The 12,378-nt window shown below is 41.1% G+C and carries 9 protein-coding genes; 7 read left to right on the top strand and 2 right to left on the bottom strand.

Features of this window, described 5'->3' with window-relative positions; all coding sequences use genetic code 11:
- The first annotated feature begins 17 nt into the window (after window positions 1-17).
- A complete protein-coding gene (gene wecA / locus PAARA_RS01235) occupies window positions 18-1,070 on the top strand; it encodes a UDP-N-acetylglucosamine--undecaprenyl-phosphate N-acetylglucosaminephosphotransferase (protein WP_062567266.1) in 1,053 nt (350 codons plus the stop codon).
- 193 nt (window positions 1,071-1,263) lie between these two features.
- On the top strand, window positions 1,264-2,172 hold the full coding sequence (galU, locus tag PAARA_RS01240; RefSeq protein ID WP_062567267.1) for a UTP--glucose-1-phosphate uridylyltransferase GalU: 909 nt from the start codon (window positions 1,264-1,266) through the stop codon (window positions 2,170-2,172).
- 303 nt (window positions 2,173-2,475) lie between these two features.
- Here galU and PAARA_RS01245 read toward each other — a convergent pair whose 3' ends face one another.
- On the bottom strand, window positions 2,476-3,552 hold the full coding sequence (locus PAARA_RS01245) for a phosphotransferase enzyme family protein (protein WP_062567268.1): 1,077 nt from the start codon (window positions 3,550-3,552) through the stop codon (window positions 2,476-2,478).
- A gap of 7 nt (window positions 3,553-3,559) precedes the next feature.
- Complete coding sequence (locus tag PAARA_RS01250) at window positions 3,560-4,480, bottom strand: NTP transferase domain-containing protein (RefSeq protein ID WP_062567269.1); 921 nt, start codon at window positions 4,478-4,480, stop codon at window positions 3,560-3,562.
- A 201-nt stretch (window positions 4,481-4,681) separates the two neighbouring features.
- On the opposite strand from PAARA_RS01250, the gene PAARA_RS01255 reads away from it, so the two are divergent.
- From PAARA_RS01255 to PAARA_RS01275, 5 genes are all read left to right on the top strand, one after another.
- Window positions 4,682-5,155, top strand: a complete 474-nt coding sequence (locus PAARA_RS01255) for a DUF721 domain-containing protein (protein WP_062567270.1) — start codon at window positions 4,682-4,684, stop codon at window positions 5,153-5,155.
- Between the two features lie 412 nt (window positions 5,156-5,567).
- On the top strand, window positions 5,568-8,276 hold the full coding sequence (gene secA, locus PAARA_RS01260; protein WP_062567271.1) for a preprotein translocase subunit SecA: 2,709 nt from the start codon (window positions 5,568-5,570) through the stop codon (window positions 8,274-8,276).
- Window positions 8,277-8,337: 61 nt separating this feature from the next.
- Window positions 8,338-8,739 carry an 8-oxo-dGTP diphosphatase MutT gene (mutT, locus tag PAARA_RS01265; protein ID WP_062567272.1) on the top strand — a complete coding sequence of 134 codons (402 nt, stop codon included), beginning with the start codon at window positions 8,338-8,340 and terminating at the stop codon, window positions 8,737-8,739.
- Between the two features lie 251 nt (window positions 8,740-8,990).
- Complete coding sequence (locus PAARA_RS01270; protein ID WP_062567273.1) at window positions 8,991-9,995, top strand: NAD-dependent epimerase; 1,005 nt, start codon at window positions 8,991-8,993, stop codon at window positions 9,993-9,995.
- A 275-nt stretch (window positions 9,996-10,270) separates the two neighbouring features.
- On the top strand, window positions 10,271-12,343 hold the full coding sequence (locus tag PAARA_RS01275) for a M13 family metallopeptidase (protein WP_062567274.1): 2,073 nt from the start codon (window positions 10,271-10,273) through the stop codon (window positions 12,341-12,343).
- The last annotated feature ends 35 nt before the right edge of the window (window positions 12,344-12,378 follow it).

The raw sequence follows: 12,378 nt of genomic DNA on the forward strand, positions 1-12,378 counted from the left end.
CTTATATAGGCACTTTGATGTTTTTAGACTTGTTTTTTACTTTCTTTATTGCATTCGCAATACTATTTTTGATGCGTAAAGTTGCGCGTAGAGTTGGATTAGTGGATACGCCCTCTGGTCGTAAAATGCATACAGGTAACATACCTTTAGTTGGTGGTGTTGCAATATGCATAACAATTGTAAACTATATTTATACTCATCCAGGAATGATCAATCATGCTAATTTATACATGCTTTGCATTTGTGGCTTAACGCTCGTTGGTGCTTTGGATGATCGTTTTGATTTAAGCGTGAAAATACGCATGCTGGTACAGGCATTGATATCTGTAGCGATGATCTACTTTGCTAACGCAGAGTTACATACTTTAGGAAATTTACTGGGTTTTGGAGAGATCGAGCTTGGTATATTCGGTGGTTTGATAACTGTTTTTGCAGTTATTGGGTCAATTAACGCATTTAATATGGTTGATGGTATTGATGGTCTTTTAGGGGGGCTATCAATAGTTACATTTGCTAGTATAGGAATTTTACTTTCATTAGTCGGAGAGCAAAGTTTAAGCTACTTATGCATATTGTTGGTTGTTTGTATGGTGCCATATATTTTATTAAATTTAGGGTTTGTTGGTCATAAAAGGAAAGTATTTATGGGTGATGCTGGCAGTATGATGATAGGTTTTACTGTTATTTGGCTTCTTATTGGTGCAAGCCAGACCGCTGGCAATCCTATGATTCGACCTGTAACGGCTTTGTGGCTTATTGCTGTGCCATTAATGGATATGGTGGCAATTATGATACGTCGTATTAAGCAAGGGAAATCACCATTTAAACCAGACCGTGAACATTTACATCATATATGTCAGCGCTTAGGTTTCTCATCTTTGCAAACTTTAATGCTGATTTGTTTTATTGCTACAGTATTTTCATCAGTTGGTATTATTGGTGAGGTTTTACTTATACCTGAATATATTATGTTTTATGGCTTTATCTTTGTTTTTACACTGTATTTAGCATTCTTGTTAAATTATAACAAAGTGATAAATCACCTAGAGAGAAAAGATATAGTTGAATGAAAAGTGATACAAAAAAATAATGTGGATTATTAGATAGTAGAGCTAAGAATAAGGTTTTTTGCTTTTCCCCTTACTATAAAATGAAGCCTCTATGCCCTATAAATAGCAAAAGTGATGATTTGTTCATATTCGAGCAAGCTTTACACTGCTAGTTTAGTTGTAAATTTGAGTTAATATTTAAAAAGGACTTAATATGAAAGCTGTTATCCCTGTTGCGGGTCTTGGAACTCGTATGCTTCCAATGACGAAAGCCATTCCAAAGGAAATGTTGCCGCTTGTCGATAAGCCTCTAATTCAATACATTGTTGATGAATGTGTGGCGGCAGGCATCAAAGAGATAGTGCTTGTAACACACAGCTCTAAAAATGCCATTGAAAACCACTTTGATACCAGCTTTGAGCTTGAAGCGACGCTTGAAAAGCGTGTTAAACGTACTTTATTAGAAGAAGTACGCTCTATTTGCCCTGATGATGTGACGATTATGCATGTACGTCAAGGCGAAGCAAAAGGGCTAGGTCATGCGGTATTATGTGCGAAACCTATTGTAGGTGATGATGACTTTGTTGTTGTGCTACCAGACGTCATTCTTGATAGCTATACAGCGGATCAAAAAACAGAAAATATTGCAGCCATGATTAAACGCTTCAAAGAAGTCAGAGCAAGCCAAATCATGCTTGAGCCTGTTGCAGCTGAAGATGTTAGTAAATATGGTATTGCTGATATTGGTGGAGTGACGATTAAAGCTGGCGAAAGCGCACCGATCAAAACCATGGTAGAAAAGCCAAAAACTGAAGAAGCACCATCGAATCTTGCGGTTGTTGGTCGTTATGTATTGTCTAAAGCTATTTGGCCTATCCTAGCAAAAACCTCGGCAGGGGCTGGTGGCGAAATTCAGTTAACAGATGCAATCGATGCATTGATGGAAGCTGAAATCGTCGAAGCGTTCCACATGAGTGGCCGTTCACACGACTGTGGTGACAAGCTAGGCTATTTAAAAGCAATCATCGAATACGGTATGCGTGATGAAAAGCTAGGTGCTGAGTTTTCAGAGTTTGTTGCACAAGCAGTTGCACCTAAGCCGACCCATTTAAAAGCAGTTTAATGCTGTTTGCTGGTTTAGAGTACACAGAACGCCTGCATTAATGCAGGCGTTTTTGTTTCTAACCGTTATTGCCCTAGTCAAACATGTAGTCGCGACTTTACGTCGCGCAAATCAAATGCAACCAGCCTAATCGTAGTTGCGACTGTATGTCGCGAAAGTCAAATGCAACCAGCCTAATCGTAGTTGCGACTGTATGTCGCGCAAGTCAAATGCAACCAGCCTAAGCGTAGTCGCGACTTTACGTCGCGCAAGTCAAATGCAAACAGCCTAATCGTAGTCGCGACTTTACGTCGCGCAACAACCTTAATTATTGATTTCTAAAATCGCTTTAAGGGTATGCTCTTTATCTAGAATATCACGATAAAGTGCAAACTGATTACGAGCCCGCTCTAAATTGTGGTTTGCATGTTTAGTGGCAAAGTAATTATCACCATCAATAAAGTCAGTCAAAAAGCGCAAGCCAATCATAAACGTCATTACTTTGGTGCCTAGCCAAAAGCTTTGTTTTTCGGCATCTGTGATCACATTTTGCAGCGGTTCAACATAGCCTTTTACAATTGCTGCGAAAATTTCTTCACGCACGCGAACATTATTTAAGTTAGTTGAGTCTTCTTGCTCAGGTGAACAGAATGTACGTACCATATCGCCAAAATCAAACAGCCAATAGCCAGGCATACAGGTATCAAGATCGATCACCGCTTTCGCATTGTCTGACTTTGTGCAAAACAGCATATTGTTGATTTTGGTATCATTATGACAAGGCCTTAAAGGAATAGTACCGTCAAGCGCTTTTAATTCTGCAACGAGGTTTTGCTGTGCTAAGCAAAAATCAACATCGTCTTGGCATAGTGCAGTTCTGTTCAGTGGGTTTTGCTCTAGCACTTTTTTGAAGGCAGCAAATCGCATTTCTAGGTTATGAAAGTTAGGAATGACATGATGTAACTGTTCAGCCTGAAAATCTTGCAGAGCAAGAGCGAATTGACCAAATGCATTGGCCGCAGTTTGTGCTTGCGAGATGCTGGCTACAACATCTTCACTATAACTGCCGCCAATAAATTCGAGTGCGCGCCATACTCCTCGGTCATATTCAACCAAAAAGTCATTTTCAATAGTGGGTACGTGACGAATAATATCTAAATCATACTCACCATTATTATTTTTCTTTGTTAAGTGCTGTTCTATTAAACGGGCATTCTCAACGAGCTTCTCTGGGGCTGGAAATACATCCGTATTTAACTTTTGTACCACCAAGGCCTGATCATCTGCTTTAAGAAGCATGGTTGTGTTTATATGACCATTTCCAATAGGCTTTAGGCTAATATTGGCGTCGTTTAGGCCATAGCACTGAGATAAATGCTCAGCTACAGGGTTTGACTTCATTGAGAGTTCACTCTTCATTTTTGATTGCACTGGGGCGGTGACTGTTACTTCTTCCGTGATATAGTTCATAAAGCTTATTCGAAACCTTTTCTAGCTCTGATTTGTAAGTCACACCATACCAAGGCGACAGGGCTGTATAGACTGTGACAGATTGGTGTTTACCTTGAATGGCGGCTTGGATTTGGTCGGGCAAATAATACTCTTTTTTGACACCGTTGTCATTACTTTCTAGGAACTCAAAAAAGCCGCTTTCTAAGTAATTGAACACATCGGGAGTTATTCCCCAAAAGCTCATTGAGCCCAATGAATCATCTGCAATTACCACTCTTTCACCTTCTGGAGTATCGCCGTAAAGAGCAGTATTTTCGTGTTTAATATTTAAGTATTCAATCACATTAGTGAGCTGCTGTTGTTCATTGACCTCACACAGCCCGCGATTAACTCCCCCTTCATCTGACAGTGTTTGGCTAATTGGGTAACCAACCATGGCCCATTCCATGCTGTGCTTAAAGTGTTCAGCAACTATTTCAAACGAAGTATCGCCATAATAGTCATCAGCGGTGATCACAATCGCAGGATTATCAACATAAGGCTTTGCACAAAGCAGTGCATGCCCAGTTCCCCATGGCTTGATGCGATCTGCAGCTAGGTGGCCGAACTTGTCTGGTAACGCATCAATACTTTGCTCAACTAATACAACATCGAGGCCATTAGGAAGTCGAGGTAAGATTGTGGCCTCAAGTTCAGCACGAATTTTTTGATTAATAATGATCACAACTTGGCTAACACCCACTTTGACTGCATCGGCGATACTTAGCTCCATGATTGTGCGACCAAGACTTGGAATTTCAGCGATTTGTTTATTTCCGCCAAAGCGACTACCTAAGCCACCAGCTAATATAATTAAAGTGAGAGAATGCTGTGCCATTGTATCTATTAAATAAAAAACAAAATCTGAGTCTATCAGAAACAATCAAAACGTAGGAGGCGTTTTAATATTGAATCTTTTTTATTTATAGTTGAAGTTATTTTGTCGGTTTTATTTTAACGAGTAATGTTTACTCGCATCCCCCTTACCCCAGTGGTATATTGTCGTTTGAGGTATTGAATCGTTTAAATAGAGTGGGCGATGGCAAAAGATAGATACGCGCCTAAAGCACTGGGCGATATTATGGCAGGGCTCAATAGCCGACTTGCGTCCTATGCAGGTAAAGCGCAAGGGCTATCGAGTCAACAAGTTATACTGGACGACTTCTTAGGCGAAACATTATCAAAAAAATGCCGAGTGAGTAATTATCGTGATGGTACTTTAATGATTGAGGCGGTCTCTGCCCCTATAGCACTGCGCTTAAATTATTTAAAAATGGACATGCTGTCGCACTTTCGTAAGGCGGGCATGGCTGAACTTGGGCAAATTAAAATTACTGCTAATCCACAAGCTACACAGCGTTTATCAGCAAAATCTGAGCAAGACAAAAAACCAGTTACAAAACGTCAAATGAGTGAGCAAACAGCCGATTACCTCAGCGCCATTGCTGCGGATGCACCGCCGTCGTTAAAAGCTAAATTAGAACGCTTAGCGCAACATGGCCGTAAGAAGTAACGTGTAGGTGTGAAATTTATTTTGTGCGGGGGCTGCGGTCTGCTTGCAGTTCAAAGGGCGTCTTGCGAGCATAAGAGGCCTTCAGGTTCGCCTTTTTTCATCCCTGATCTTGATTTTATTTCGATTGTCGCCATATCTACCCAGTGATTTAATTTTTACGCATTAGATCAAAGATTACGGCTAATTTTTAAATTTTCTTGCTGAAAATCCATATCTTCACACACAGAAGGTTTGATGTTGCGCAGACTCTGGTATGATAGCGCACGAAATAAGCTGTGTTTTAAACAGCGGACTGATAAATTGTTAATTAATATGCCCTACATCATGAGCATAAGCGCATATTAATTATCAATTAAAGAAAGTGGGTTAGCTAACGACTAGCTAACAAAGAATATATTGTAACGGTTTTATCATGATATCTAATTTATTTACCAAGATTTTTGGTAGTCGCAATGACCGCACTATTAAAAACCTAAGAAAGACGGTCGCACTGATCAATGCGCTTGAAACGCAATTAGAGGCGCTTTCTGATGAAGATCTAAAAGCAAAAACAGCGGAATTTAGAGAGCGTTACGATAACGGACAAAGCCTAGATGATATCTTACCAGAAGCATTTGCTGTGGTACGTGAAGCATCTAAGCGTGTAAATGGCATGCGTCACTTCGATGTACAGTTACTAGGTGGTATGGTTTTACATCAAGGTCGTATCGCAGAGATGCGTACCGGTGAAGGTAAAACATTAACGGCAACATTGCCTGCCTACCTACGTGGTTTAACAGGCAAAGGTGTTCACGTAATTACCGTGAACGACTACCTTGCAAAACGTGATGCGGAAACTAACCGTCCATTATTTGAATTCTTAGGCCTAACAGTAGGCTGTAACGTACCGGGTATGATGCCACAGCAAAAGAAAATCGCTTACGCTGCTGACATTACTTATGGTACGAATAATGAATTTGGCTTTGATTACCTGCGCGATAACATGGCATTTAGCATTGAAGAGCGTGTGCAACGCCCACTTTACTACGCAGTAGTGGATGAGGTGGATTCAATCCTAATCGATGAAGCGCGTACGCCGCTTATTATCTCAGGCCCTGCTGAAGATAGCTCTGAGCTTTACATCGAAATCAACAAAATTGTGCCAGAACTTGAGCTACAAGAAAAAGAAGATGAAGAAGGCGTTGAAGGCGACGGCGACTACACTATCGACGAAAAGTCTAAGCAAGTTCACTTAACTGAACGTGGTCAAGTTAAAGTTGAAGAACTACTGATCGAGCGCGGCTTAATTGAAGAAGGCGATTCACTTTATTCAGCCTCCAGCATCACATTATTAAGCCATGTGTATGCGGCGCTTCGTGCTCATAAGCTGTATCAAAAAGACGTTGATTACGTTGTTAAAGAAAACGAAGTTATCATTGTTGATGAGCATACAGGCCGTACAATGGAAGGTCGCCGTTGGTCAGAGGGTTTACACCAAGCTGTTGAAGCAAAAGAAGGTGTACGCATTCAAAACGAAAACCAAACATTGGCATCAATCACATTCCAAAACTACTTCCGTTTATACGACACATTAGCGGGTATGACAGGTACAGCAGACACAGAAGCGTTTGAGTTCCAGTCTATCTACGGTCTCGACACAGTCGTAATGCCAACGAACAAACCGATGATCCGTGACGATCGTGCTGACCTTGTCTACCTTACACAAGAAGAAAAGTACGAAGCAATCCTTGCTGATATCAAAGATTGTCAAGAGCGTGGTCAACCGGTACTTGTGGGTACTATTTCTATCGAAAGTTCTGAGTACTTATCGCAGTTCTTGCGTAAAGAAAAAATTAAGCACAATGTACTTAATGCGAAATTCCATGCCCAAGAAGCAGACATTGTTGCTGACGCTGGCTTACCTGGCACAGTAACCATTGCAACTAACATGGCCGGTCGTGGTACCGATATCGTGTTAGGTGGTAACTGGCAAAGTGAGGTTGAAAAGCTTGAAGAGCCAACTGATGAGCAAATCAAAGCGATTAAAGAAGCGTGGCAAAAACGTCACGACGCGGTAATCGAAGCGGGTGGCCTACATATCATTGGTACTGAGCGTCATGAATCTCGTCGTATCGATAACCAGTTACGTGGTCGCTCGGGTCGTCAAGGTGATGCCGGTTCAAGCCGTTTCTACTTATCAATGGATGACGCATTAATGCGTATCTTTGCTGGTGAGCGCATGACGAACATGATGCGTAAGCTAGGTATGCAACGCGGTGAAGCGATTGAGCATCCTTGGGTTAACCGTGCAATCGAAAACGCACAACGTAAAGTTGAAGCGCGTAACTTCGACGTTCGTAAACAATTACTTGAGTACGATGATGTAGCAAACGATCAACGTCGTGTTGTTTACTCACAACGTAATGAGCTACTTGAAGAAGGCGATATTTCAGAAACTATCACAGCTATTCGCAGCGATGTGCTAAACGGTACGATTGACCAATACATTGTGCCGCAAAGCCTAGCTGAAATGTGGGATATTCCAGGCCTTGAAGAACGTTTAAAGCAGGATTTCTTAATCGAGCTACCTATTGCACAATGGTTAGCTGATGATAATAAACTGTACGAAGAAAAACTTCGAGAGCGTATTGAAGAAGCGGTTGAGCAAGCATATAAGCAAAAAGAAGAGATGGTAGGTGAGTCTGTACTACGTCAATTCGAAAAAGCAATTATGCTACAAAGTCTTGATCAACATTGGAAAGATCACTTGGCAGCGATGGATCACCTTCGTCAAGGTATTCACTTGCGTGGCTATGCGCAGAAGAATCCGAAGCAAGAATATAAGCGAGAGTCGTTCGAGTTATTCTCTGAAATGCTTGAGAACTTAAAAGTCGACGTTGTCGGTATTTTGAGTAAAGTACAAGTTCGCGCTGAAGAAGATGTTGAAAAAGTTGAAGAGCAACATCGTAAGAGCGAAAATGCACCGCGTGAATACCAGCACGAAGAGGCAGAGCACCTTGGTGGCGAAACATCACAAGATGCAGTGGTTAGCCATCGTGCAGAACCGAAAGTCGGTCGTAATGAACCGTGTCCTTGTGGTTCAGGCCAAAAATTCAAACAGTGTTGTGGTAAATTAAAGTAACCTAAACTCTGGGAAAAAAGCGACGCTTGCGTCGCTTTTTTTATGATTGAGGAAATATAAAATGACTAAAAAAATAGTGCATGTTGCAGTCGGCGTTATTTATAAAGATCAGCAGCTATTTATCTGTAAACGTCCAGATGACAAACACCAAGGCGGCTTGTGGGAATTCCCCGGCGGTAAGGTCGAGCAGGGCGAAAGCGTATTTACAGCGTTACAGCGCGAGCTACTAGAAGAAGTAAATCTAACCGTTAATGGCAGTGAAGCGCTAATGGTGATCGAACATGACTATGGCGATAAATGCGTTCGTTTAGATGTGCATATTGTTGATAACTTCACAGGCACTGCTCATGGCGCAGAGGGGCAACAAGGGAAGTGGGTAGCAATTAATGAACTTGATAGTTACGCCTTTCCTGCTGCCAATGTAGAAATAGTTGAAAAGATAAAGCAAAAATACGAGCAATAAGCTTTGGTGAAAGTGTGAAATTTAAAAGCGCCCTGCAAGCCATTGTCCGCTTGGTGGTGTGTAATTCCCTCTTTCTCTATCAAAAGTGCTGATATAAAATAAAACGACACTAAATAGCGTATGATAAATATATTCTAATAGTATATGCCTTACTTGTTTACGGTATCATAGCTTCTCTATTCAGTGTTTTTTGACCTACACTTTTGTTTTTTGTCAGCGTTTAGTGCTGAACCTCTTTTTTAAGGTTAACAATGAAATATTTAGTCACCGGAGCCGCGGGTTTTATTGGTGCTGCGACGTGCCAAAAGCTATTGACCGCAGGGCATGATGTTATAGGTATCGATAATTTAAATGATTATTACGATGTTAACTTAAAACTGGCTCGATTGGCTCAATTTGAATCTCATGAGCGCTTTTCTTTTAAAAAGCTTGATATAGCGAATCGCGTTGAAATGGCTGAGTTATTCGAAGTAGAAAAGTTTGAACGCGTTATTCACTTGGCGGCTCAAGCTGGTGTGCGTTATTCGATTGAAAATCCTGATTCATACGCCGATTCAAACTTAGTTGGACACTTAAATATTTTAGAGGGATGTCGCCATAACAAGGTAGCACATCTAGTGTATGCGTCTTCTAGTTCTGTGTATGGTTTAAATGAAAAAACACCATTTGAAACAAAAGATAGCGTTGACCATCCTGTATCATTTTATGCAGCAACTAAAAAAGCGAATGAGTTAATGGCGCATAGTTACTCGCATTTATATGATTTACCCACCACAGGGTTACGCTTTTTCACTGTATACGGCCCATGGGGTCGCCCAGATATGGCGCCTTTTATTTTTACTAAAAAGATGCTTGCTGATGAAACAATAGATATCAATAACAATGGCGATATGTGGCGCGATTTTACTTATATTGATGATATCGTTGAGGGCGTTATTAGGGCGGCAGATGTTATTCCAGAGCGTAATGATCATTGGCGAGTAGAGACTGGTTCACCTTCGACAAGTTCTGCTCCGTACCGTGTTTATAACATTGGCCATGGTAGCCCTATAAATCTAATGAAGTTTATTGAAGCCATCGAGTCTGAGCTGGGTATTGAAGCAAAGAAAAACTTTCGAGAAATGCAGGCCGGTGATGTTTATAAAACATTTGCGGATACCCAAGACTTGTTTGCTGTAACAGGTTATAAACCAGCTATAGGTTTAGAAGAGGGGGTAACAAAGTTAGTTACTTGGTATAAATCATTTTATGGCTAAATTATAAAGCCCAAATACAATAGATGATTGAGCTTCGACCTGCGGATGTTTGTAAGGTAACTATTATCTTTATTTAAGTAATAGCGACCTTACAAAATAAGCGTCTATTTGTTTCACACTATCGCTTAAATATGCGACTCATCGCTTTTGATAAGAATTGTTACATATTCGATTTTATTGTTTTGCTTGAGAGGTTTATGATGGACAAAGCGAAAGACTGCCTATTCGTAGTATTTCGAAAATACCTCTAACTATACGATAAGTACGGGAACCTCATGAAAAAAGTAACACTTACCGCGGCAAGTATTGCACTTGCGCTCGGTCTTGTTGGTTGTGGTGAAAAAGAACAAGAAACTAAAGCACCAGCAACTGCTGCCGTCACTGAAGCAAAAGCGCCTTTAAATTCAGGTATTGAACTGGCGAACATGGACAAGTCTGTTCGCGCACAAGATGACTTTTACTATCACGTAAACGGCGAATGGTTAGAAAAAACAGACATTCCTGGTGATAAATCAAACTACGGTTCATTTACTCAGCTTTATGATGATTCGCAAAAAGCGATGAAAGAAGTACTCGAAAAAGCGGCCGCAAATACCAATGTTAAGCCAGGTTCTGATGAAGCAAAACTCGCTGCATTCTATAACAGCTACATGGATGAAGCCGCTCGTGAAGCGGCAGGCATCAAACCATTATCGCCAGTACTTGAAAGTGTTGATGCTGTAAAGAGCAAGTCCGATCTTGTTGCTTTAATGGCTGAACTTCGCATTAAAGGCGGTAACTTGCCGTTTGGTTGGTACGTAAATAACGACGCGAAAAACTCTAGCGAAAACGCGATGTATGTTTATCAGTCTGGCTTAGGTTTACCCGATCGCGACTACTACCTAAAAGATGATGAAAAATTCACAAAAATTCGTGAAGCTTATCAAGCATACGTAACCGCTATCTTAAGCAAAGCGGGTGTCGCTGATGCAGAATCTGCGGCTAAAGCTATTATTGATCTTGAAACACGTATTGCTGATGCACAGTGGAGCCGAGTAGAAAGCCGTGATGCAACTAAATCTTACAACAAGATGAGCGTTGCAGATGCCAACAAACTTACTGGTGACTTTGATTTTGCTGCTTACCTTGATGCGTCAGGCATCAAGACTGAAGATGTCATTGTTCGCCAACCTAGCTACCTAGAAAAATTTGCAGGTATCTACAGCGATACAGACTTAGCAACTTGGCAGAACTACCTTAAGTTCCATTTTGTAAGTAACTACTCAGCGCTATTAGATAAAGAGCTTGTTGATCTTAACTTTGATTTCTACAGCACAACACTGCGCGGTGTGACAGAGCAGTCACCACTTTGGAAAAAAGCCGTTGATGCATCAAACGGTGTATTAGGTGAAATGTTGGGTAAAGTGTACGTTAAAGACAACTTCCCGCCTGAAGCGAAAGCGCGCATGGAAGAGTTAGTTGATAACGTGATCAAAGGTTACGCAGTAGCAATTGAAAACCTTGAGTGGATGAGCCCAGAAACAAAAATTGCTGCGAAAGCAAAACTTGATAAGTTCACACCTAAAATTGGCTACCCAGATAAGTGGAAAGACTACTCAGCACTTGAAATGAAAGGTGATGACCTAGTGGGTAATTACATTCGCCATAGTGAGTGGGAATTTGCAGATATGACGGCAAAACTAGGTAAGCCTGTTGATCGTTCTGAGTGGCATATGACACCACAAACAGTAAATGCTTACTATAACCCAGTGAACAACGAAATTGTATTCCCAGCGGCTATCTTACAACCACCATTCTTTAACCTAGAAGCAGATGATGCTGTTAACTATGGTGCAATTGGTGCGGTCATTGGTCACGAGCTAGGTCATGGTTTTGATGACCAAGGTGCTAAGTATGATGGTGACGGTAACTTACGTAACTGGTGGAGCGAATCAGACCTTAAACAGTTTGAAGAGCGCACCGGCCAGTTAGTTGCTCAATACAATGAATACAAGCCATTTGAAGATGCTAGCGTAAATGGTGAGCTTACACTTGGTGAAAACATTGGTGACTTAGGCGGCTTAACCGTCGCTTATACTGCTTATCAATTATCACTGGGTGATGAAAAAGCGCCTATCATTGATGGTTACACAGGTGATCAGCGTTTCTTCATGGGGTGGTCACAAATTTGGCGTCGTAAGTACCGTGACGAAGAGTTACGTAACCGCCTAATGACAGACCCTCATTCACCAAGCCATTACCGTGTAATCGGTATTCTTTCAAACATGCCAGAGTTCTATCAGGCATTTGATGTGAAAGAAGGCGACAAGATGTATATCAAACCAGAAGATCGCGTAAAAATCTGGTAATGGATTATTGATTTAAAAAAGGCTCTGAGTGAACG

This window comes from Pseudoalteromonas arabiensis, assembly GCF_001550155.1.
In the GTDB taxonomy this organism is placed as follows: Bacteria; Pseudomonadota; Gammaproteobacteria; order Enterobacterales; family Alteromonadaceae; genus Pseudoalteromonas; species Pseudoalteromonas arabiensis.

What these genes read in the sequence shown, in the direction of transcription:
- secA (WP_062567271.1), top strand. Translation starts at nt 5,568, where the DNA reads ATGATATCTAATTTATTTACCAAGATTTTTGGTAGTCGCAATGACCGC.
- PAARA_RS01255 (WP_062567270.1), top strand. Translation starts at nt 4,682, where the DNA reads ATGGCAAAAGATAGATACGCGCCTAAAGCACTGGGCGATATTATGGCA.
- PAARA_RS01270 (WP_062567273.1), top strand. Translation starts at nt 8,991, where the DNA reads ATGAAATATTTAGTCACCGGAGCCGCGGGTTTTATTGGTGCTGCGACG.
- mutT (WP_062567272.1), top strand. Translation starts at nt 8,338, where the DNA reads ATGACTAAAAAAATAGTGCATGTTGCAGTCGGCGTTATTTATAAAGAT.
- PAARA_RS01250 (WP_062567269.1), bottom strand. Translation starts at nt 4,480, where the DNA reads ATGGCACAGCATTCTCTCACTTTAATTATATTAGCTGGTGGCTTAGGT.
- wecA (WP_062567266.1), top strand. Translation starts at nt 18, where the DNA reads ATGTTTTTAGACTTGTTTTTTACTTTCTTTATTGCATTCGCAATACTA.
- PAARA_RS01275 (WP_062567274.1), top strand. Translation starts at nt 10,271, where the DNA reads ATGAAAAAAGTAACACTTACCGCGGCAAGTATTGCACTTGCGCTCGGT.
- PAARA_RS01245 (WP_062567268.1), bottom strand. Translation starts at nt 3,552, where the DNA reads ATGAAGTCAAACCCTGTAGCTGAGCATTTATCTCAGTGCTATGGCCTA.
- galU (WP_062567267.1), top strand. Translation starts at nt 1,264, where the DNA reads ATGAAAGCTGTTATCCCTGTTGCGGGTCTTGGAACTCGTATGCTTCCA.